This is a genomic window from Methylibium sp. T29-B, from assembly GCF_000576225.1.
Classification (GTDB): domain Bacteria; phylum Pseudomonadota; class Gammaproteobacteria; order Burkholderiales; family Burkholderiaceae_C; genus Methylibium; species Methylibium petroleiphilum.
Window position 1 is genome coordinate 1 of sequence record NZ_AZSN01000066.1, and the last position, 20,912, is coordinate 20,912.

General features: G+C 68.4%; 19 protein-coding genes, 1 tRNA gene and 1 pseudogene. 15 read left to right on the top strand and 6 right to left on the bottom strand.

Annotated elements, in window-relative coordinates:
• Together lipA and thiL are read left to right on the top strand one after the other, a co-directional pair.
• On the top strand, nt 1-888 hold an 888-nt coding region (lipA, locus tag Y694_RS11965; RefSeq protein ID WP_036232748.1), incomplete at its 5' end, for a lipoyl synthase.
• A gap of 23 nt (nt 889-911) precedes the next feature.
• Nucleotides 912-1,871 (top strand): thiamine-phosphate kinase, encoded by a 960-nt coding sequence (thiL, locus tag Y694_RS11970; RefSeq protein WP_036232751.1) that lies wholly within the window; start codon nt 912-914, stop codon nt 1,869-1,871.
• Between the two features lie 12 nt (nt 1,872-1,883).
• Here thiL and Y694_RS11975 read toward each other — a convergent pair whose 3' ends face one another.
• Nucleotides 1,884-2,294, bottom strand: coding sequence for a cytochrome c (locus tag Y694_RS11975; RefSeq protein ID WP_036232753.1), 411 nt, complete (start codon nt 2,292-2,294; stop codon nt 1,884-1,886).
• A gap of 113 nt (nt 2,295-2,407) precedes the next feature.
• Nucleotides 2,408-4,093: a PQQ-binding-like beta-propeller repeat protein gene (locus Y694_RS11980; protein ID WP_011829194.1), complete on the bottom strand. Its 1,686-nt coding sequence runs from the start codon at nt 4,091-4,093 to the stop codon at nt 2,408-2,410.
• 530 nt (nt 4,094-4,623) lie between these two features.
• Between Y694_RS11980 and Y694_RS11985 the strand changes: the two genes are divergently transcribed.
• The 6 genes from Y694_RS11985 to Y694_RS24270 all read left to right on the top strand — a co-directional run bounded on the left by Y694_RS11985 (nt 4,624) and on the right by Y694_RS24270 (nt 12,049).
• A complete protein-coding gene (locus tag Y694_RS11985; RefSeq protein ID WP_036232757.1) occupies nt 4,624-6,579 on the top strand; it encodes a pyrroloquinoline quinone-dependent dehydrogenase in 1,956 nt (651 codons plus the stop codon).
• A gap of 87 nt (nt 6,580-6,666) precedes the next feature.
• A complete protein-coding gene (locus Y694_RS11990; protein WP_011829192.1) occupies nt 6,667-7,050 on the top strand; it encodes a cytochrome c in 384 nt (127 codons plus the stop codon).
• Nucleotides 7,051-7,665: 615 nt separating this feature from the next.
• Nucleotides 7,666-8,817: a porin gene (locus tag Y694_RS11995; protein WP_011829191.1), complete on the top strand. Its 1,152-nt coding sequence runs from the start codon at nt 7,666-7,668 to the stop codon at nt 8,815-8,817.
• A 195-nt stretch (nt 8,818-9,012) separates the two neighbouring features.
• Nucleotides 9,013-10,704 carry a methanol/ethanol family PQQ-dependent dehydrogenase gene (locus Y694_RS12000; RefSeq protein WP_197028783.1) on the top strand — a complete coding sequence of 564 codons (1,692 nt, stop codon included), beginning with the start codon at nt 9,013-9,015 and terminating at the stop codon, nt 10,702-10,704.
• Between the two features lie 49 nt (nt 10,705-10,753).
• The gene (locus tag Y694_RS12005) at nt 10,754-11,542 is read left to right on the top strand and encodes an ABC transporter substrate-binding protein (protein ID WP_081782231.1); all 789 of its coding nucleotides are present in this window, start codon (nt 10,754-10,756) and stop codon (nt 11,540-11,542) included.
• Between the two features lie 228 nt (nt 11,543-11,770).
• Complete coding sequence (locus Y694_RS24270; protein WP_155935820.1) at nt 11,771-12,049, top strand: cytochrome c; 279 nt, start codon at nt 11,771-11,773, stop codon at nt 12,047-12,049.
• A 51-nt stretch (nt 12,050-12,100) separates the two neighbouring features.
• On the opposite strand, the pseudogene Y694_RS26750 reads toward Y694_RS24270, so the two are convergent.
• Nucleotides 12,101-12,798: pseudogene (locus tag Y694_RS26750) on the bottom strand (GlcG/HbpS family heme-binding protein).
• Nucleotides 12,799-12,990: 192 nt separating this feature from the next.
• On the opposite strand from Y694_RS26750, the gene Y694_RS24280 reads away from it, so the two are divergent.
• The 7 genes from Y694_RS24280 to Y694_RS12045 all read left to right on the top strand — a co-directional run bounded on the left by Y694_RS24280 (nt 12,991) and on the right by Y694_RS12045 (nt 18,331).
• Nucleotides 12,991-13,131, top strand: a complete 141-nt coding sequence (locus Y694_RS24280) for a hypothetical protein (protein ID WP_155935822.1) — start codon at nt 12,991-12,993, stop codon at nt 13,129-13,131.
• A 226-nt stretch (nt 13,132-13,357) separates the two neighbouring features.
• Nucleotides 13,358-13,684 (top strand): helix-turn-helix transcriptional regulator, encoded by a 327-nt coding sequence (locus tag Y694_RS12020; protein WP_036232762.1) that lies wholly within the window; start codon nt 13,358-13,360, stop codon nt 13,682-13,684.
• Nucleotides 13,685-13,719: 35 nt separating this feature from the next.
• Entirely contained in the window at nt 13,720-14,214 is a 495-nt protein-coding gene (locus tag Y694_RS12025) for an arsenate reductase ArsC (protein WP_036232764.1), read from the top strand.
• A 3-nt stretch (nt 14,215-14,217) separates the two neighbouring features.
• A complete protein-coding gene (arsB, locus tag Y694_RS12030; protein WP_036232767.1) occupies nt 14,218-15,294 on the top strand; it encodes an ACR3 family arsenite efflux transporter in 1,077 nt (358 codons plus the stop codon).
• Nucleotides 15,291-16,025 (top strand): arsenical resistance protein ArsH, encoded by a 735-nt coding sequence (gene arsH / locus Y694_RS12035; protein WP_036232768.1) that lies wholly within the window; start codon nt 15,291-15,293, stop codon nt 16,023-16,025. Before arsB ends, arsH begins: the two co-directional genes overlap by 4 nt.
• A 142-nt stretch (nt 16,026-16,167) precedes the next feature.
• Nucleotides 16,168-17,184 (top strand): catalase family peroxidase, encoded by a 1,017-nt coding sequence (locus Y694_RS12040; protein ID WP_036232771.1) that lies wholly within the window; start codon nt 16,168-16,170, stop codon nt 17,182-17,184.
• Nucleotides 17,185-17,332: 148 nt separating this feature from the next.
• Entirely contained in the window at nt 17,333-18,331 is a 999-nt protein-coding gene (locus Y694_RS12045) for a hypothetical protein (protein WP_036232773.1), read from the top strand.
• Between the two features lie 4 nt (nt 18,332-18,335).
• Here the strand turns inward: Y694_RS12045 and Y694_RS24285 are convergent, their stop codons facing one another.
• The 3 genes from Y694_RS24285 to Y694_RS12055 all read right to left on the bottom strand — a co-directional run.
• Nucleotides 18,336-18,500 carry a hypothetical protein gene (locus Y694_RS24285; protein WP_155935823.1) on the bottom strand — a complete coding sequence of 55 codons (165 nt, stop codon included), beginning with the start codon at nt 18,498-18,500 and terminating at the stop codon, nt 18,336-18,338.
• A gap of 135 nt (nt 18,501-18,635) precedes the next feature.
• Nucleotides 18,636-18,712 (bottom strand) — tRNA-Val (locus Y694_RS12050).
• Nucleotides 18,713-18,771: 59 nt separating this feature from the next.
• The coding region (locus tag Y694_RS12055) for a bifunctional (p)ppGpp synthetase/guanosine-3',5'-bis(diphosphate) 3'-pyrophosphohydrolase (RefSeq protein ID WP_036232776.1) at nt 18,772-20,912 on the bottom strand (2,141 nt) is incomplete at its 5' end.

Here is a 20,912-nt window from a genome sequence, read left to right on the forward strand (position 1 = left end):
GCGGCCGAGACGCTGAAGAAGCCCGACTGGATCCGCGTCAAGGCCGGCAGCCCCAGCACCCGCTTCTACGAGATCAAGCAGATCCTGCGCGAGCACAAGCTCCACACCGTCTGCGAAGAGGCCAGCTGCCCCAACATCGGCGAGTGCTTCGGCAAGGGCACCGCCACCTTCATGATCATGGGCGACAAGTGCACCCGGCGCTGCCCGTTCTGCGACGTCGGCCACGGCCGCCCCGACCCGCTCGACCCCGACGAACCGCAGAACCTGGCCAAGACCATCGCCGCGCTCAAGCTCAGCTACGTGGTCATCACCAGCGTCGACCGCGACGACCTGCGCGACGGCGGCGCGGCCCACTTCGTCGAGTGCATCCGCCAGGTGCGGGCCCTCTCCCCGGCCACCCGCATCGAGATCCTCACGCCCGACTTCCGCGGCCGCGCCGACCGCGCGCTGGAGATCCTGAAGGCGGCCCCGCCGGACGTGATGAACCACAACCTCGAGACCGCCCCGCGCCTGTACAAGGAAGCGCGGCCCGGCTCGGACTACCAGTTCAGCCTGGACCTGCTCAAGCGCTTCAAGGCCTTCGCCCCGGGCGTGCCGACCAAGAGCGGGATCATGGTCGGGCTGGGCGAGACGGACGAGGAGATCCTGCAGGTCATGCGCGACATGCGTGCGCACGACATCGACATGATCACCATCGGGCAGTACCTGGCGCCCAGCGGGCACCACCTGCCGGTGCGGCGCTACGTGACGCCCGAGACCTTCAAGCGCTTCGAGGCCGAGGCCTACGCGATGGGCTTCAGCCACGCCGCCGTAGGCGCCATGGTGCGCTCGAGCTACCACGCCGACCAGCAGGCCCACGCCGCGGGTGTGGGTGTCGTCGCAGGCTGAACGCACCGCCGCGGAGAAACACCATGCCGCTCGGTGAGTTCGAGCTGATCGACCGCTATTTCAAGCGTCCTGCGCGGCGTGCCGCGCTCGGCGTCGGCGACGACTGCGCGCTGCTGCGCGTGAAGCCCGGCATGTCGCTGGCGATCTCCAGCGACATGCTGGTCGAGGGCCGTCACTTCCTGTCGACGGTGAGACCCGAGCGGCTGGGCCACAAGGCGCTCGCGGTGAACCTGTCCGACCTGGCCGCCTGCGGTGCGCGTCCGCTGGCCTTCACGCTCGCGCTCTCGCTGCCCAACGCCGACCCTGATTTCCTGGCCGATTTCGCGACCGGTCTGTTCCGCCTGGCCGACGAGCATGACTGCGAGCTGATCGGCGGCGACACGACCGCCGGTCCGCTGAACATCTGCATCACGGTGTTCGGCGAGGTGCCGGTCGGTGCAGCCTTGCTGCGCTCGGGCGCCCTGCCCGGCGACGACCTCTACGTCAGCGGCCAGCCCGGCCATGCACGCATCGCGCTGGAGGTGTTCCGCGGCACGCTGCAGGCCGACGGCGAGGTGTTCGAGACGGCGCGCATGGCCATGGAGATGCCGACGCCGCGCGTCGAGCTCGGCCTGGCGCTGCGCGGCATCGCGACCAGCGCGGTCGACGTGTCCGACGGCCTGATCGGCGATCTGGGCCACATCCTCGAGAGTTCGGCCGTCGGTGCCACGCTGGACGTCGACGCGTTGCCGGAGTCGGCGCTGCTGACGCAGCTGCCGCCGTCACTGCGCCGCCAGTTCGCGCTGGCCGGCGGTGACGATTACGAACTGCTGTTCACGGCCCGGCGCGGAGACCGGCAGGCGGTGGTCGATGCCGCCTGGGCGGCCCAGACGCCGGTCACGCGCATCGGCGTCATCCAGGCCTCGGAGGGCTTGCGCCTGGTCGACGGACGGGGCTGCCCGGAGCGCGACATCTACGCCCGCTTCGACCACTTCAAGACCTGAACCCAGCACCCCTCACTGCGACGGCGGCTGCTTCGACAGGAACTGGATGTAGGCCACCAGCTCCCAGATCTGCTCTGGCGTGAAGGCATTGCCCCACGGCGGCATGATGTCCGAACCGCGGCGACCTTCGCTGATGGTCTTGTAGGCATCGGCCGCCACGAATTTCGTGTTGCCCTTGAACGGCGGCGTCTTGCCGCCCTCGCCCTCGGCACCGTGGCAGTAGGCGGAGCAGGTGGAGTTGAAGCGCTTCTTGCCGGCCTCGATGCGCGCGACGTCGTTCAGATCGAAACTCGGTGCGGCAGCACCGCCGGCAGGCGCCGACTCGTCGGCGGGCTTGGGCGGCGGCGTGCCGATCGCCGGACCGACGGCACACGCCAGCACGGCGGCGAGGGTCACGAGGCGGGGGCTCAGCAGGCTCTTCATCGGAAAGACTTCCTTCGTTCTCGTTTCACAAGGTCAAGGGGGAGGACGGCCACTAACCGTCCTCCCCGTCACGGCGCAGCGAGCGCCGTGTTCAGAACATCACGCGTCGAGCATCAGTCGACGGCGAACACCAGCAGCGCAGCGCCACCCGGCAGGTTGCGGATCTGCGGGAAGGCTCCGGTCAGGAAGCCCGGCGCGTGCGAGCCCAGGCCGGTCGGGATCGCAATGTACTGCTTGCCCTTGACCGAGTAGCTGATCGGGCCGCCGCGAGCGCCCGAGCCGGCCGCGAACTTCCACAGCTCCTTGCCATTGTCGGCGTCGAAGGCGAACAGGTTGCCGTACATGTCGCCGGTGAACACCAGGCCGCCGCCGGTGGCCAGTGCCGAGCTGAGCGGCGGCATGTCGAAGCGCACCTTCCAGGCCTGCTTGCCGGTCAGCGGATCGAAGGCGGCGAGCCAGCCGTCGGCCTTCTTGCCCGGGGGATCGGTGAGCTTGATGTCCGACAGGCCGAGCGACAGACCGCCGATGCCGGGCACCGGGCCCTGCTTGGCGCTGGTCACGAAGTTGCAGACCTCCATGCCGTGCGAGTACCAGAGCTTGGTGTTCGGGTTGTAGGCGCCGTGGTTCCAGCTGCGCGCACCCAGCAGGTTGGGACAGTGCAGCTTCTGCTTGTCGGTCTCCGGATACACCGGGTCGATCGGCAGGCCAGTCTTGGGATCCACGCCCTTGGCCCAGTTCATGTTCTCGGTGTACTGCCACGCATTGCGCATGGCGCCGGTGTCCTTGTCCATGACGTAGACGAAGCCGTTCTTGTTCAGGTGAACGAGCACGTTCTTGCCCTTGCCGTCCGGCACCAGCAGCGCCTCGTAGGCCGCGTCGAAGTCCCAGGTGTCCATCGGGACCTCCTGGCGGTGCCACTTGACCTTGCCGGTCTTGGGGTCGAGCGCCAGCAGCGTGGCGGTGTAGAGGTTGTCGCCCTTGCGGTCGTCGTGGTTGAAGTCCGGCGCAGCGTTGCTGGTGCCGATGTAGATGGTGTCGGTCGTCGGGTCGTAGGTGCCCGGCAGCCAGGCCGAGCCGCCGCCGACCTTGCGGCTGTCGCCGGGCCAGCTCTTCGGGTCGTCCTTCGGCACCTCGAAGGTCCAGGTGCGCGCGCCGGTGTCGGCGTTGACCGCGAAGATCTTGCCGATGATCGGCTGGTCGCCGCCGGTGGTGCCACCGAACAGCGTGTCGCCGGCCAGTTGCGGCGGCGAGGAGAACAGCGCGCCGTAGTCCTTCTTCATGTCGCTGAGCTGGGTCGACCACAGCTCCTTGCCGGTCTTCTGGTCGAGCGCGACGAAGCGGCCGTCCAGCGTGCCGATGAACACCTTGCCGCGGCCCACGGTGACGCCGCGGCTGGCCGAGCCATAGAACACTTCCTTGACGATCGGGTCGAGCTTGGCGGTGTAGCGCCAGATGATCTTGCCGGTGGCCGCGTCGAGCGCGAACACGTTGTTGTCCGGCGCGATGGTGTACATGACGCCGTCGATCACGATCGGCGTGGCCTGCAGGCCGTGGGTGATGGTGCCGGGTTGGTGGATCCAGGCCACCTTGAGCTTGCTGACGTTGGACTTGTTGATCTGGTCCAGCGGGCTGAAGCGCCACGCGTTGAAGCTGCGGTGGTACTGGGGCCAGTTGTTGGGGTCGTCGAAGCCGGGGCCACTGCCCGCAGCGCCCGCGGGTGCCGCGGCGAACAGGCCGACGGTCAGGGCCGCGGCGAGTGCCGCCAGCTGTTTCTTGTTGCCGCTGGGAAAGTGATTCATCTCATCGTCTCCATGGTGGTTTTTTAGGTGCTTCTCGTGCGCCGACACACGGTATCGCAGGAGCCCCGGGCACCACAAAGGCAGTTTCCATGCCACGCGCCGCAGAGGCATCGCAAGCGCTCCGGGCCGCGTCACGCTGCAGATGTCGCGGCGCGACGATCGGCGCGACACGTGTCGCAGCCACGGCGCCGCCGACTGCGCGCTTGGGCATCCGGGCGAGCGCGTGAGCTGCGATGGCGCGAACCCGCCATCGCAGCTCCCCACCGATTTATTGCATTTCCCTATCCGGTGGCTCGCGCCATGAATACGGGAATTCGTCCCGACATTTATCGCGCGGGAAATTATCCCGGGTCGTGTCGGGTCGGGAATTAATCCCTGCCGAAATGGCATGTGTCCTGCAGCCCAAGGCCGCGCAGGCAGTTTGTCGCTATCCCGCAAATTGCCTGCCGGACCGGTCGGCCGCGTGCCTGCCGAATATATGGAGACAAGGGACGGGCGCCACGCGTCGTCCCACAACGAGGAGCAAGACAATGTCGATCAGAACCACGGCGCTGCTGACGGCGACGGCCGCTGCGTGCATCGCTGCAAGTGCCGCCGAGACCGGCAACTGGCGCGAGTACAACGGCGACAAGGCGGGATCCCGCTTCGAGCCGGGCGTGAACGTCACGCTGCAGAGCGTGAAGTCGATGAAGGTGGCCTGGCGCGTGCCACTGCCCGGCAACCAGTTGCCGATCGACAACCCGGAGCTGCGCACCTGGGTCAACCAGTCCACGCCGCTGGCGGTCAACGGCGTGCTGTACTCCAGTTCGCCGCTGGGCATCGTGACCGCGCTCGACGGCGCCACCGGCAAGACGCTGTGGACCTGGGACGGCGGCGGTTGGGCCGACGGCACACCGCCGAACCTGGGCTTCATCAGCCGCGGCGTGACCTACTGGGAAAAGGGCGAGGACCGGCGGCTCTTCGTCGGCACGCCCGACGCCTACCTCGTCGCACTGAACGCGAAGACCGGCAAGCCGATCGAGAGCTGGGGTGACAAGGGTCGCATCGATCTGACCAAAGGCCTGCGCCGCCCGGTCGACCGCTCGCTGGTGAGCCCGACCACGCCGCCGATCATCTGCGGCGGACAGGTGATCCCCAGCCTCGCCGTCCTCGACTCCTTCGCGATCGGCCGCGACCCGCTGAAGAACCACCCGCCCGGCGACGTGCGTGGCTTCGACCTGATGACCGGCAAGCAGAGCTGGGTGTTCCATGCGCCGCCGCAGAAGGGCGAGCCCGGCAACGAGACGTGGGAAGGCGACTCGGCGCAGTCGACCGGCGGCATGAACATGTGGACGCGCGCGAGCTGCGACGACGAGCAGGGGCTGGTCTACCTGCCGCTGTCGACGCCGGCGAACGACTTCTACGGCGGCCAGCGCAAGGGCGACGGCCTGTTCGGCGAGTCGCTGGTGGCGCTGAACGCCAAGACCGGCAAGATCGCGTGGTACTACCAGATCGTGCACCACGGCATCTGGGACTACGACCTGCCGGCCGCGCCGAACCTGATGGACCTCACCGTCGACGGCCGCAAGATCAAGGCCGCGGTGCAGGTGACCAAGCAGGGCTTCGTGTTCGCGTTCGACCGAGTCAACGGCAAGCCGATCTGGCCGATCGAGGAGAAGGCGGTGCCGCAGTCCACCGTGCCCGGCGAGAAGTCGTCGCCGACGCAGCCCTTCCCCAGCAAGCCGGCGCCCTTCGTGCAGCAGGGCGTGACCGAGGACGACCTGATCGACCTGACGCCCAAGCTGAAGGAGGAGGCGAAGAAGATCCTGGCGCGCTACAACTACGGCCCGCTCTACTTCCCGCCGACGCTCGACAAGGCCGGCACGCTGGAAGTGCCGGGCGTGCTCGGCGGTGCCAGCTGGGTGGGCGCCGCGCACAACCCGAAGTCCAACGTGCTCTACGTGCCCTCGTTCACGATCCCGTTCGGCATCAAGCTGAAGAAGGGGACGACCGGCGTGTACGACTACACCGGCACCTGGGCCGGTGTCGGTGGTCCGGACGGGCTGCCGCTGTTCAAGCCGCCGTTCAGCACCGTCACCGCGATCGACATGAACACCGGCAAGCACCTGTGGCGCATCCCGGCCGGCCGCGGCCCGGTCGATCACCCGGCCCTGAAGGACCTGAAGCTCGACCGCGTGGGTGTGCCGCGCCAGAGCCACATCGCTCTGACCGAGAACGTGCTGTTCCTGGCACCGGAGGGCACCAACAGCGTCATCGGCCTGTCGGCACGCGGCAACGCGCTGATCACGCAGGCCACGAAGGAGGAGCCCGAGCCCTTCCTCTACGCGCATGACGCGAAGACCGGCGCGCTGGTCGGCGAGGTCCGTCTGCCCGGCGGCGTGTTCGGCAACCTGATGACCTACTCCGCCGGCGGCAAGCAGTTCGTCGTCGCGCCGATCGGGGGAGCCGGCCTCCCGGCCGAACTGGTGGCCGTGCAGGTGAACTGACCCGGCCCGGCACGAGGGGTGGGTGGCGGGTTCCAGCCCACCCCTCGTCTCGATTCCGCTCCACGACCACGACATCGAAGCTTCTGCATGAGACCCCTCCTCCTGACCTTCACCTTCGCCGCCGGGACCGCGCTGCTGGTCGCCGGGGCCCTGGCCGGCGGTTCTCCGCCGCCCGATCCGGCCGCTGGCACGAGCCCCGCCGATGCGCCGCCGATCGACCTGAGCGATCCCGCGCGCATCAGTGCCGGCAAGAGCCGCTTCGACTCGACCTGCGCGGCGTTCTGCCACGGCCACGCGCCTCCGCTGTTCGTCGGCCGCCAGGACCTGCTGCCCGAATACGCCTTCCGGATGATTTCCGACGGTGGTGGAAGTGCCACGCCGATGCCGCCCTGGGGCGATGTATTCACCAAGGAAGAAATCTGGGAACTGGTGGCTTATCTGAAATACCTGGGCACGCAGAAGCCGGAGTGATATTCACCGGCCGCGGGCCCCGAATATTCCAGCTTGCGCCTATATCGACCTCCGGGTCGATATAGGCGCTGGCGTCGTCCGCCCCTCGTCACCGGACCTGCCCGCGACGGGCAGGACGCTTCGCACGCACGTGCCCGGACACGCGACATCTGTTGCCGCCGCCGCGCCGACCGCCCGTTCCGCATGCTCGCCGCGCGGCGGCGACCGCGCTCGACGCATCGCAGCAAGACGCCGTGCGCAGCGACAGGTGTGCTGCATCAACTGTCGCTGCAGTGACACATACAAACCCTGGAAAGACGCCTGCCGATGCGTGTCCCGACGGCACGTCGGGCGCACATGCGGCACACCGCTTTCACTCGGACGCAGGACTTCGACGCTTGTCGCACGAGCGACAACTGTGATGCGGCAGATGCGCCATCGAAACACCGCGCACACCCCGCTTTCCCCGTTGCGTAAGAGAGCACGCCCTCGTGAAGCGGGATGTCGCGACGCATGGCATGGATGCTGCAGAAGAGGCCGCACGGCGACACGGCAGGAAGTCGACCGTTCACGACAGGCGAGCCCCGCCATCCACAACGCGGGGACTGCCCTTACCTAACAAAACCAGGAGACACAATGGACAAGAAAGCCACCGGCATCTCGGCAAAGCAACGGCGTCTCGCCGCCACTGCAACAGTCCTCGCGCTGGCCTCCGGCGCAGCCGCAGCCGCCGACGCCTCGTCGGTCCAGATCTTCGGCATCATCGACGCTGGCGTCCTGACCCAATCGAAGTCCGCCGCGGGCGGCCGCCTCACGCGGCTCGAGACCAGCGGCCTGCGCCAGAGCGTGTGGGGCCTCAAGGGCACCGAGGATCTGGGCGGCGGTCTGAAGGCCTTCTTCAACCTCGAGTCGCACTTCGACACCGACACCGGCGGCCTGCACGGCACCGGCGACAACGGCACGCCCGCCGTCGGCACGGTGCTCTTCCGTCGTCAGGCCAACGTCGGCCTGTCCGGCGACTGGGGCACGCTGATCCTGGGCCGCCAGTACGGCCCCGCGCTGCTGGCGCACATCGGCACCGAGCCGCGCGCGTTCAAGGAGCAGTTCTCCAACCTCTACGCCTGGGCCTACAACCAGCTCGAGCCGATCGCCGGTGCGGGCAGCGTCAACAGCAACAACGACGTCGGCATCTTCTTCAAGAACTCGATCCACTACCGCAACACCTTCGGTCCGGTGACGGCCGGCGTGCTGTATTCGCTGGGCGAGCAGGCCGGCAGCACGTCGAACAACTCCATCCTCGCCGTGGGCCTGAGCTACAGCGGCCCGGTGACGCTGTCGTTCTCGCACGAGTTCATGAAGGACCAGATCACCGGCGAGAAGGTGGTCAAGCACACCGGCGTCGGCGCCGCCGTGCCGTTCGGCGACTTCACGTTCAAGGCGAACTTCCTGCGCGGCGAGAACAACAACGCCGACGGCACCACCAGCTCCAAGGTCAACGGCCTGGGCGTCGGCGTGGACTGGAAGTGGCACCCGATGAACAACGCCACCGTCGCCTACTACGACAACAAGGACAAGGAGAACAAGTCCAACCACACGAAGAACCTCGTGCTGAGCAACGACTACTTCATCTCCAAGCGCACCACGATCTACGCGCAGGCCGCGTTCGTGGACGCCGACGCCGGCGCCACCGGTGCCGCCGCCCTGAAGACCAGCATCGTGGCCGACGGCAGCTTCAAGCCGGACGCGAAGACGACGTTCATCAACGTCGGCATCAACCACAACTTCTGATCTTCCAAAGAACACTTTCGTCAGTGTCTTGAGGCCCGCGTTCACGCACCGCTCCGGCGTTGTGGGAACCCGGGCCGTTTTTTGGCGAACAACACGACGTACCGACCCCTACGCGTACGCGACCAGGAGACTCAACGATGATCCGCTTCAACCTCTCCCGCACGGCAGGCTGCGCCCTCTCGCCGCCTGCCTCGCTTGCTCGCCCTCACCTCGATCGGCCAGGCGCAGGACGCCGAGCCGCCGCTGGGCGTCAACGTTCTCGAGGCCACCTTCAAGTGGCGCCCGAACTATGTCAGCAACGACATGCTGCTCAACGCCGACAAGGACGCCAACAACTGGCTGCACTACGGCAAGGACTACCAGAACACGCGCTTCAGCGCCCTCACGCAGATCACCACCGACAACGTGAAGAAGCTGGTGCCCAAGTGGAACCTGTCGTTCGGCGTCAACGAGGCGCAGGACAGCCAGACCACCGTGGTCAACGGCCGCATCTACGTGACGGCGAGCCAGAACAAGGTGTTCTCGCTCGACGGCGTGACCGGCAAGATGCTGTGGAAGTACGAGCGCTCACTGCCCGGCGACCTGGGCCCGAAGCTGTGCTGTGACGCGGTGAACCGCGGCGTGGCCGTCTACAAGGACATGGTCTTCATGGCCACCCTGGACACGCACGTCGTCGCGCTGAACAACACCACCGGCCAGGTGGTGTGGGAACGCAAGATGGGCGACTACCAGACCGGCGAGATCTACACCTCGATGCCGCTGGTCGCCAAGGGCATGGTGATCGTCGGCAACTCCGGCGGCGACGTCGGCGCCAACGTCGGCCGCATCACCGCACTCGATCCGGCCACCGGCAACACGATCTGGGAGTTCAAGACGCGCCCCACCAGCGCCGATCACCCGCAGGCCAAGACCTGGGCCAACGACTCGTGGAAGACCGGCGGCGGCTCGGCCTGGCTCACCGGCACCTACGACGCGAAGACCAACACCGTGCTGTGGGGCGTGGGCAATCCAGCGCCGGACTTCGACCCGAGCGTGCGCAAGGGCGACAACCTGTACACCAATTCGACGGTCGCGCTCGACGCCGACACCGGCAAGATCAAGTACCACTTCCAGTACACGCCGAACGACGCCTGGGACTACGACGGCAACAACGAGATGATCCTCGTCGACGACGACAAGGGTCGCAAGGTCTGGCTGCACGGCGACCGCAACGGCCACCTGTACTCGATCGACCGCACCAACGGCAAGTGCAACTGGGTCGTGCCGATCGCGCGGGTGAACTGGGTCACCGGTTTCGGCGACAACTGCCGCCCGATCGTGAACCCCGACAAGGTGCCCGGCTACGACCGCATCGCGACCGACATCGCTCCCATCCTCGACGGCGGCAAGGAATGGCACCCGGCCGCCTACAGCCTGCGGACCAAGCTGATCTACGTGCCCTTCATCGACAGCTCGATGGACGTGCAGGCGAAGAAGTCCGAGTGGAAGAAGGGCGAGTGGTTCCTGTCGTCGAAGGTGCTGAAGGCCAATCCCTACACGGGCGGCGTGAAGGCCTTCAACGCCACCACCGGCGAACAGGTCTGGACGCGTCCGCAGAGCACGCCGGCCACGAGCGGCCTGCTTGCCACCGCGGGCAAGCTGGTGTTCTCGGGTGATGCAGAAGGCTACTTCAGCGCGCTGAAGGACGACACCGGCGAGGAGCTGTGGCGCTTCAATGTCGGCTCCGGCATCCACGGCAACCCGACCACCTTCACGGCCGATGGCAAGCAGTACGTCGCGATCGTCTACGGTCCCGGCGGCGGCAGCCTCTGGCCGCTGGTCTACGACGAGCTGTTCAAGCGCAACAACCGCGGTGGCGGGATGATGGTGTTCGGCCTGTCCGACTGAGCCCACGGCGGGGCGCGGCGGCTGCCGCGTCCCGCCGGCCGCATCGATCATGACAACCTCTATCCGACCTCTTGCGCTCGCCGCGCTGATGGCCGTGGCCGGCATCGCCGGCGCCGCCGATGCGCCCGCGACCGCCGCGCTCAAGATCTGCGTCGACCAGGACGACCCGCCGTTCGCCGCCGAGGCCACGCCCGAGCGAGGCATCGACGTCGAGGTGGCCCAGGCGCTGGCGAAGCAGCTGAACCGCCCGCTGCGGCTGGTGTGGGTGCAGGTGCCGAACCGCGGCGGCATCGGCAAGGCGCTGCGCCAGACGCTCGCCGCCGGCCAGTGCGACGCCTACCTCGGCATTCCCCAGGGCCCCGACATGGCCGGCGAGCTGGCCGAGCGCAAGCTCACCCAGTCGGGCCCCTACCTGCTGCTCGGCTACGTCGCGGTGGCAGCGCCGGGCCGTCCGGTGCCGACCACCGCCAGCCTGCGCCGTGCGCGCAAGATCGGCGCGGTCTCGGCCACGCCGGCCGACCTCTACCTGCACCGCATGAACCTGCCGCGCGCGCCCTTCCCCGGCAGCGCGGCCCTGCTGGCCGGCCTGAAGTCCGGCGAGATCGACGTGGCGCTGATCTGGTCGCCCTGGCTGGCCGACGACGCCGCGAAGGGCTACGTGCGCGGCACCGAATCCTTGGGCGACGCCGACCTGGTGACCGGACTGACCGTCGCGACGCGACGCGTCGACGAAGCGCTGACGCGCGACATCGCGGCCGCCGTGGAAGCCCTCCGCGGAGAGGGTCGCTTCGACGCGATCGCACAGGGCCACGACCTGCCGAAGATCACGCCGCCCTGACCCCGACCCGCCTCCCCATGACCGTGTTTCCGACCTTCCTGCCCACCATGCGTCTTCCTTCGTTGCGGCGCCCGCTCGCCGCCCTGCTCTTCACCGTGCTGCCCTGCGCTGCGCTCGCCTTCGGCCCCGGCGGCCCGGGCCGCTTCGGCCCCGGCCGCCGGGACACCCGCGGCCACGACGGCCCCCGCCGAACTCGGTGCCGCCGACCTCGAACGCCAGGGCAGCGAGCTGTTCGGCCGCAACTGCCAGCTCTGCCACAACTCTCGCGGCAAGGGCGGCAAGGGGCCGCAGCTCATCAAGGGGGCCTGGGGCCCGGGCGGCGCGAACAGCGACGACTACATGTTTGGCATCATCAAGAACGGCCGGCCCAACACGCAGATGGGCGGCTTCGGCGGTGCGCTGAGCGACGGCGAGATCCGCGTGATCATCGCCTTCCTGCGGGCCGAGTCGGTGCGCGTGAAGGCCGCCGACCGCAAGGCGGCCGACGCGGACTACGTGCCCTGGTAAACAGGACGGGGCGGCATCGCACCGCCCCGCCACCGCTCGATCAGGCGCACCTCACTTCAGCAGGTCCCTGATCGCGTCGAGCCCGGCCTTCGCGCACTGCTCGTCCTCCTCGGGCGAGCCGCCGCTGGCGCCGATGCCGCCGATGTGCGCACCGCCGGCCATGATCGGCAGGCCGCCACCGTAGGTCACCACACCGGGCGTCCAGGCGAAGCCGGGCACCACGCCCGGCTTGCCGTCCTTGCCGTGGCTCAGTTCGGCTGCGGTGCTGGTCGGGAACGGGAAGTTGGCCGAGGTCTTTGCCTTGCGCACCGCGATGTCGGAGCTGCCGAGGAAGCTGCGTCCATGCGCTCGAACAGGACGGTGTTGGCGCCGGCATCGGCAATCGCGATCGCCATGCGCCAGTTCTTCTGCACGGCCAGCGCCCGGCAGGCTGCAGCAGCCTTCTGCGCCGCGTCGAGCGACAGCACAGGCGCCTTCTCGAGCGCCTGGCCCGAGGCACCGCACAACAGGAGGCCGCTCGTCAGAACGGCCAGGGTGGTGATTCGAATCTTCATGGGGGAACCTATGTTGGGGTTTGTCTCCTGCGGCGGACCGTCGCACGCTCGCGCGTCGCGACACCGCCCCACTCTCACATTGCAATGCCCGTGCCGTGCCGCTACGGCGCGTGCCCGCCGCGCGGTGATGCCACCGGAACCCGCGAAAACAAAGGCCCGGCGGGCCGCGACGGCCTTGCGGGGCGACCCGGCCATGGCTCGGCGCGTGTCGCACCGGGCGAGCCGATGCAACACCTGTGGCGCGGCCAGGCGCAACACCGACCCGCTTCACGAAGGCTTAAGAATCGGAACGTAGCCTGCGCCACAGGCGAGTCGCAGCCCCTGCGTTTCGCCGGCGACCGGGAGCGTGCTCCCGCACGTCCTCCGCTCCCCAGACAGGCTATGCCGATGAAGACCACGACAACCGACGCCACTGCGCCGCTGCCCCTGTCTCTGCCGCTGCATCGTCCCGTGCGCCTGCGCCGGGTTGTCGAGTGGCTGATGTCTGCAGCCGTCGCCTGCTTCGGCGTCTACCTGATGCTCGAGTAGCCGCCCCAGCGCGCCGCCGCCGGTGCCCACGGCACCGGGTCCGGACCGCCGGCATCCTGGCTCCATCGCAGCCGGCGGCCTCCTTGCCGCCTTCGCTTCCCCAGCGACGCCCTGGCGTGCCGTTGCGCCGTCACGAAGCTGTCATCCAACAATTCCATAATCATCGAATTGTTGGATGCCTCCTCTGGATGCTCCTCGAGCACGCCCGCGCCCGAAAGGCCGATGAATGAACGAAAACTCCGCCGTCGCGTCACTCGCCGCGCTGGCCCAGCCGATGCGCCTGCGCGTCTTCCGGGCCCTCGTGGGTGCGGGGCCCCAGGGCATGACGCCGGGGGCCCTGTCGGCCACGCTCGACGTGCCGGCCTCCACGCTGTCCTTTCACCTGAAGGGACTGCTGGTGTCGGGCCTGGTCTCGCAGCAGCGGGACGGCCGCCATCTGATCTACCGGCCCGAACTGGCCCACATGAACACCCTGCTCTCCTACCTGACCGCCCACTGCTGCCAGGGCCAACCCTGCGAGCTCGTACCGGCCGCCGGCTGCACGACCTGCTGAGCGCTCAAACCCGCTCTTCCGAACCGGACCCCACCATGACCGACAAGTCCCACAACGTGCTCTTCGTCTGCACGCACAACTCCGCGCGCTCGATCCTGGCCGAAGGGCTGCTCAACCACGCCGGAGACCGACGCTTCAAGGCCTACTCCGCCGGCAGTCAGCCAGCCGGCGCCGTGAACCCGTTCGCCCTGCTCACGCTGGGCAGGATGGGCATCCCCGCGGACGGCTATCGCAGCAAGGACTGGTCGGAGTTCAGCCGGCCCGGTGCGCCGGAGATGGACTTCGTGTTCACCGTCTGCGACAACGCCGCCGGCGAGGTCTGTCCCGTCTGGCCCGGCCAGCCGATGACGGGCCATTGGGGCGTGCCGGATCCTTCGGCGGTGCAGGGAAGCGATGAAGAGAAGGCGCGCGCCTTCTGGGACACCGCGGTCATCCTCAAGCGGCGCATCGACCTGATGCTGACGCTGCCGATGGCGTCGCTGGACCGGCTGGCGATCCAGCGCGAGATCCGGGCCATCGGCACGCGCTGATCCATGTCCACCGTCACCCTGCCGGCTCCGGCGCCGGCGGCCGCCGCACCGATGAGTCTCTTCGAGCGCTATCTCAGCGTCTGGGTCTTCCTCTGCATCGTGGTCGGCATCGCACTCGGGCAGTGGCTGCCGGGGCCGTTCCAGGCCATCGGGCGCATGGAAGTCGCGCAGGTCAACCTGCCGGTGGGCCTGCTGATCTGGGTGATGATCATCCCGATGCTGCTGAAGGTGGACTTCGGCGCACTGGCCGAGGTCAAGCAGCATTGGCGCGGCATCGGCGTCACGCTGTTCGTCAACTGGGCCGTCAAGCCGTTCTCGATGGCGCTGCTCGGGTGGATCTTCATCCGCCATGTGTTCGCGCCCTACCTGCCCGCCGATCAGCTGGACAGCTACGTGGCAGGCCTGATCCTGCTGGCCGCCGCGCCCTGCACGGCGATGGTGTTCGTGTGGAGCCGACTGACCGGCGGGCATGCGCTCTTCACGCTGTCGCAGGTGGCACTGAACGACGCCATCATGGTGTTCGCCTTCGCGCCGCTGGTGGCGCTGCTGCTGGGCATGTCGGCCATCAGCGTGCCGTGGGACACGCTGGTCACGTCGGTCGTGCTCTACATCGTGATCCCGGTCGTGCTGGCGCAGCTGTGGCGCCGCTCGCTGCTGCGGCGCGGTTCGGGCGCGCTGGAGTGCCTGCTGACCCGCATCGGCCCGTGGTCGATCACCGCATTGCTCGCGACCCTGGTGCTGTTGTTCGCCTTCCAGGGCCGGGCGATTCTCCAGCAGCCGCTGGTGATCGCAATGCTGGCGGTGCCGATCCTGCTGCAGGTCTTCTTCAACGCCGGCCTCGCCTATGGGCTGAACCGGCGTCTCGGCGAAACTCATGCCGTTGCCTGCCCGTCGGCGCTGATCGGCGCCAGCAACTTCTTCGAGCTCGCCGTGGCGGCGGCGATCAGCCTGTTCGGTTTCGAATCCGGCGCGGCGCTGGCCACCGTGGTGGGCGTGCTGATCGAGGTGCCGGTGATGCTGCTGGTGGTGCGCTGGGTGAACGCCAGCAAGGGCTGGTACGAGGCAGGACTGAAACCATGACGACGAACCCCGCACTCCCCGACCTGAGCCTGCCCTACATCGACGCAACGCTCTTCGACACGCCCACCGGCGCGCGCCTGAACGGCGCCGGCACGTCGAGCCACGCGCCGCGTTTCCTGCTCCTCTACGGCTCGCTGCGCGAGCGCTCGTACAGCCGGCTGCTCGTGCTGGAAGCCGCGCGCCTGCTGATCGCCATGGGCGCTGACGTGCGGGTGTTCGATCCCGCCGGCCTGCCGCTGCCCGACGGTGCACCGGAGAGCCACCCCAAGGTCCAGGAGCTGCGCGAGGCTGCCGCGTGGGCCGAAGGCATGGTGTGGGTCTCCCCCGAACGCCATGGCGCCATGACAGCGATCATGAAGGCGCAGATCGACTGGATCCCATTGAGCGTGGGCGCGGTGCGCCCCACGCAGGGCAAGACCCTCGCAGTGATGCAGGTGTCCGGCGGCTCGCAGTCCTTCAATGCGGTGAACCAGCTGCGCGTGCTCGGGCGCTGGATGCGCATGATCACGATCCCCAACCAGTCCTCGGTCGCGAAGGCCTACCTCGAGTTCGACGACGCGGGCCGGATGAGGCCGTCGGCCTACTACGAGCGCGTGGTCGACGTGATGGAGGAGCTGATGAAGTTCACGCTGCTGACGCGCGACGTGGCGCCCTACCTCGTGGACCGCTACAGCGAGCGCAAGGAGAGCGCGGACGCGTTGTCCTTGCGCGTCGGCCAGCGCGCGATCTGAGGTGCGATCCGCGACTTGGCGGGCGCACTGTAAGTTTGGTCCTCCGGAAACGACAACGCATTCAAGCGTTGCCAAAGGCCCGATGCGGGTTGCCGGCACGCGACTTCCCCACCCTACTTCTCTCGCCTCAGGAGTTACATCCATGACGAAGCTGGTTCCCTCCGCGGTGGCCACTGCCTCCGCCTTGTTGGCCGCGACTGCCTTCGCGCAATCGCCCGCAGCCGCGCCGGTCGACCCGAACACCTTCCTGAACCAGTTCGAGTCCACCTTCGGCAAGTTCGAAGGCTTTCGCCGTTCGGGTGCGAAAGGCATCTGCGCGACGGGCGAGTTCGTCGGTTCGGCGGAGGCACGTGCGCTGTCCACGGCCTCGGCCTTCAGCGGCAACCCGGTGCCGGTGGTGGCGCGCTTCTCGGTAGGCGGCGCCAACCCGAAGGCGCCGGACAACGCCAAGTCCCAGCGCAACCTGGCCCTGCAGTTCAACCTGCCCAACGGTGAGCAGTGGCAGATGGGCAACATCTCGGCACCGGTGTTCGGTGCGTCGTCGCCGCAGCAGTTCTTCGGCCGCCTGGCTTCGCTGCAACCCGACCCGGTCACCAAGACGCCGGACGCTGCCAAGGTCAAGGCCTTCGCCGACGCCAACCCCGAAGTGCTGCTGCAGGGCAAGTACTTTGCGTCTCAGCCGGTGCCGGCCAGTTTCGGCACGGTCAACTACTGGGGCGTGCACGCCTTCGGCTTCGTCAACGCCAGCGGAACCCGGCAGTTCGGAAAATGGATCTTCGAACCTGTCGGCGGGCTCCAGGGCCTGACGGACGAGGAAGCCAAGGCCAAGGGGCCGGCCTTCCTGTTCGACGACCTGCGCCAACGCGTGAAGGACGGCAAGGTCGCGTTCAACTTCAACCTGGAACTGGCCCAGGCCGACGACAAGATCGACAGCGCCACCGTGCCGCTGCCGGAAGGCCGCAAGAAGGTGAATCTGGGCCTGCTGAAGATCACCTCCGTGGCGGAAGACAGCGGTGGCGAGTGCCTGACGATCACCTACAACCCGATGGTGCTGCCGAAGGGCGTGGAGCCGTCCGGCGACCCGATGCTCGCGGCCCGTGCGGCCCCATACGCCGTCGGGCTGGGTCGGCGTCTGACGGAGGGTGCCAAGCAGCAATAGCGGACGGATGTCCGGTCCGACTGCCAAGGAGAAGACACCTGGCATCGGCGCGCGATGCGATGGGGTCGCCAGGCCGTGACAAGACGCAGAAGAGCAGCTAAGTTCCGTGGCGCGGCCGGCCCGGCCGCACCACGAGAAGGAACCGGCAATGGCAGGTAGCAGCGCTGTCGGACGCAAGGTCCTGCTGTACTTCGCCTGGAGCAGGCCACAAGAAACCGGCGCTCCGCTGGCGGTCATCGACAACCGCTTCCCCGCCCTGTTCGAGAGCCGCCGGATGCTCTATCCGAGGTACGAGGCGCTGTCCGATCCGCAACGTTTCGACCAGGGCATCGGTGGCTTCCTCGACTTCATCCAGCGGCAGAACTTCGTGGCCTTCGTCGAGCTGGCGAGGGCGCGGTGCGGCAGCACGGTGGCGGAGGCCGAGCGCGGTGGGGACGACGGCGCGCAACGGCCGCTCGACGACGATCTGCTCGGCTCAGCCGACACGGTGATCGTGATCAGCTTCGACTCCTTGCGCACCGCACAGACGGCCAGCGCGCAAGAGGTCACCGCCGTGCAGCGCTTCCTGGCCGACCCCGACCACCTGCTGTTCGTCTGCCCGCACCACGACATCGGGGTCGTGCCCGATCTGCCGAACGACGAGCGCATGGCGCTGCAGCTGGCGGAATTCACGCACCACGGCGACAGGACGATTCCACCGCAGCAGCGCTTCGGAGGCTTTGCGCGTTCTCTGCTGGCGGGACTGGGGGTTCCGGTGGAGAACCGGTTCGGGCTGCGCCCTGCGGTCGAAGCGGACGGACGGCCTGCGCCCATCGAAGCGGCGCGAGAGCTCGATCGCCTGCACCTGCTCGAAGGCATCGGATCGCTCAACCTGCATGCCCATCTCCCGCACCTCGAGCGCCGCGCGGACGCCGTTCACAAGCTCGAGGTGCTCGCGCGCCAGCGCATCGATCCGGCGGCCCCGCCGCATCCGTTCGTCCAGGAGCGGGGCCTCCTTTTCGACGCTTTGCTTCAGTCGCACCGAGATGTGTTCGCCGGCACCTTGCTGATCGGTGACGCCACGCTGTGGAGTTCCACCGCCGGCGGCCTCGACAACCTGCAGCGGCTGTGGACCAATGTGCTCGAGCGGGAGAGGCGTCGGCCGTGAGCCGTCAAGCGCCGAGTGCCGAATTCGCCGAAGCGCGCATGCCGGCCCTGAGGATCTCGAATACACCGTCTCGCACTTCGATCAACATCGCGCCGAAGGCGCTTTGCCACAGGTATCGCTGCACGCCCTCGCTGGCCAGGGCGAGATCCTGTTGACCGGCGGGCTGCACGCGGCATGAAGCCAAGCTTCTTGAAGCCCAAGTCTCGAGCGCGTCCGCCGGCAAGTTGACTTGCCGTACTTTTCCGTACCGGCATAAGAAAAGCACCTGGCGTCTCCGCCAGGTGCTTGTTCTCTCTACCGAATTTGGTAGGCGCGATTGGACTCGAACCAACGACCCCCACCATGTCAAGGTGGTGCTCTAACCAGCTGAGCTACGCGCCTGAGGAGCCGGGAGTCTAGCATGGCCCGAAAGGACTGACGCCCGGCAACCGGGCCGCACGCTAGCGACGGCGCGCGCTGCGCACGCCGCTCACCTGGCACACCGAGCCCAGCACGGCCTGCAGCCGCGCGGAATCGGAGATCTCCACCGTGAAGGTCATCCACGCCGTGCCCTTGAGCGACTGCGTGTGCACGCCCACCACGTTCATCTTCTCCTTCGCGAACAGCTCGGAGATGTCGCGCAGCAGGCCCTGCCGGTCCGCTGCCTCCACGGCCACGTCGACCGGGTACACCGCCGGTGCATCACCGCGCGGCCGACCCCAGGCCACGCTGATCACCCGCTCTGGTGAGCGGCCGGCCATCTGCCGGAAATTGGAGCAGCCCGTGCGGTGGATCGCCACGCCCTTGCCACGCGTCACGTAGCCGCCGATCGCGTCGGGGGGTGCCGGACGGCAGCAACGCGCCAGCGTGGTGAGCAGCGATTCCACGCCGACCACCAGCACGCCACCCTTGGGCGTGGCGTCGCTGCTCGGCCCGCGGCGCAAGCGCTGGGCCAGTGCCTCGTCGGGGTCGGGCAGCGGCTCGGGCGGGCGCAGCAGCGTCTCGATGTTGCGCAGCGAGTACTCGTCCTTGCCCACCACCTCGAACAGCGCCTCGGCGTTGCGGAAGCCCAGCTGCGAGGCCAGCTCGTCGAGCTTGATCGCCGTGCGGCCCTCCCGCTGCAGCAGCTTCTCCACCGCCTCGCGGCCCCTTGCGATGGTGTGCTGCTGGGTCAGCGCGTTGAACCAGGCACGCACCTTGGTCTTGGCGCGCGAGCTGCGCAGGTAGCCGAGCTCGCCGTTGAGCCAGTCGAGCGACGGCCCGCCCTCCTTCACCGCCACGATCTCCACCGTCTGGCCACTCTGCAGCGGCGTGTTCAGCGTGACCATCGCGCCGTCGACACGCGCGCCGCGGCAGCGGTGGCCCAGGTCGGTGTGCAGCGTGTAGGCGAAATCGATCGCCGTCGCGCCGGACGGCAGCTCGATGATGGCGGCCTGCGGTGTGAACACATAGATGCGGTCGTCGAACAGGCCCTGCCCGGCTCCGACCGCACCGTCGCCACCCGGCTCGACCAGCTCGCGCTCCCAGGCCAGCAACTGGCGCAGCACGGCCTTGCGGGCCTGAGCCACCTGCTCCTCGAAGTCGCCGCCGGCGCTGACGCCGGCGTAGCCGCGGGCACCGGCTTCCTTGTAGGCCCAGTGGGCGGCGATGCCGCTCTCGGCGTGCTCGTGCATCGCGGTCGTGCGGATCTGGATCTCGATCGGGCGGTCCTGCTCGTCCAGCACCACCGTGTGCAGCGACTGGTAGCCGTTGGCCTTGGGGCGGGCGATGTAGTCGTCGAACTCCTCGGGCAGGGAGCGCCAGAGCTCGTGCACCCGGCCGAGCGTGGCGTAGCAGGCCGGCACGTCGTCGACGATCACGCGCAGCGCCCGCACGTCGAGCACGCGCTCGAAGTCCAGGTGCTTGCCGCGCATCTTCTTCCAGATGCTGTACAGGTGCTTCGGCCGCCCCTGCACCTCGGCGCGCACGCCGACCTCGGCCAGCACCGTCACGAGACGGGCACGCGCGGCCTCCACCACCTGCTCACGCTCGACGCGCTTCTCGTCGAGCAGCCTGGCGATGCGCCGGTACTCGTCGGGCTGCTGGAAGCGGAACGCCAGGTCCTCGATCTCCCACTTGATCTGCCAGATGCCGAGCCGGCTGGCCAGCGGCGCGAACACCTGCATCGACTCGCGCGCCAGTGCCTGCGGGCACGCCTGCCTGCTGGCCGCGTAGTAGCGCAGCGTCTGCAGCCGCGAGGCCAGGCGCAGCAGCACCACGCGCAGGTCGCGCGAGAACGCCAGCAGCATCTTGCGCACGCGCTCCACCTGCGCGGCCTGCTGCGCGGCGTCGAGCGCCGCGTCGCCGAGCGCCTCGCGCGCGCTGCGCTGCACCTGCACGAGCTTGCGGGTGTGCGCGACCAGGCTCGCATAGCTGTCGCCATAGGCCTTGGCGATCACCTCCTCGGGCTTGGCGAGGTAGTCGCCGGCGTAGACCAGGTAGGCCGCGGCCCGCATCGTGGGCGCCGCGCCGATGGCCTGCAGGATGGCCGCCACGCCGTCGGCGTGCGCCAGCGCGTCCTCGCCGGTGTCGAAGCGCTCGCCGGCCAGCAGCGGCTCGGCGA

Excerpts from the sequence above, each read along its gene's own strand:
- Y694_RS12005 (WP_081782231.1), top strand. The coding sequence starts at position 10,754 with ATGACAACCTCTATCCGACCTCTTGCGCTCGCCGCGCTGATGGCCGTG.
- Y694_RS12025 (WP_036232764.1), top strand. The coding sequence starts at position 13,720 with ATGACCGACAAGTCCCACAACGTGCTCTTCGTCTGCACGCACAACTCC.
- arsH (WP_036232768.1), top strand. The coding sequence starts at position 15,291 with ATGACGACGAACCCCGCACTCCCCGACCTGAGCCTGCCCTACATCGAC.
- thiL (WP_036232751.1), top strand. The coding sequence starts at position 912 with ATGCCGCTCGGTGAGTTCGAGCTGATCGACCGCTATTTCAAGCGTCCT.
- arsB (WP_036232767.1), top strand. The coding sequence starts at position 14,218 with ATGTCCACCGTCACCCTGCCGGCTCCGGCGCCGGCGGCCGCCGCACCG.
- Y694_RS11985 (WP_036232757.1), top strand. The coding sequence starts at position 4,624 with ATGTCGATCAGAACCACGGCGCTGCTGACGGCGACGGCCGCTGCGTGC.
- Y694_RS11980 (WP_011829194.1), bottom strand. The coding sequence starts at position 4,093 with ATGAATCACTTTCCCAGCGGCAACAAGAAACAGCTGGCGGCACTCGCC.
- Y694_RS11975 (WP_036232753.1), bottom strand. The coding sequence starts at position 2,294 with ATGAAGAGCCTGCTGAGCCCCCGCCTCGTGACCCTCGCCGCCGTGCTG.
- Y694_RS12045 (WP_036232773.1), top strand. The coding sequence starts at position 17,333 with ATGGCAGGTAGCAGCGCTGTCGGACGCAAGGTCCTGCTGTACTTCGCC.
- Y694_RS11995 (WP_011829191.1), top strand. The coding sequence starts at position 7,666 with ATGGACAAGAAAGCCACCGGCATCTCGGCAAAGCAACGGCGTCTCGCC.
- Y694_RS12020 (WP_036232762.1), top strand. The coding sequence starts at position 13,358 with ATGAACGAAAACTCCGCCGTCGCGTCACTCGCCGCGCTGGCCCAGCCG.
- Y694_RS11990 (WP_011829192.1), top strand. The coding sequence starts at position 6,667 with ATGAGACCCCTCCTCCTGACCTTCACCTTCGCCGCCGGGACCGCGCTG.
- Y694_RS12040 (WP_036232771.1), top strand. The coding sequence starts at position 16,168 with ATGACGAAGCTGGTTCCCTCCGCGGTGGCCACTGCCTCCGCCTTGTTG.
- Y694_RS24280 (WP_155935822.1), top strand. The coding sequence starts at position 12,991 with ATGAAGACCACGACAACCGACGCCACTGCGCCGCTGCCCCTGTCTCTG.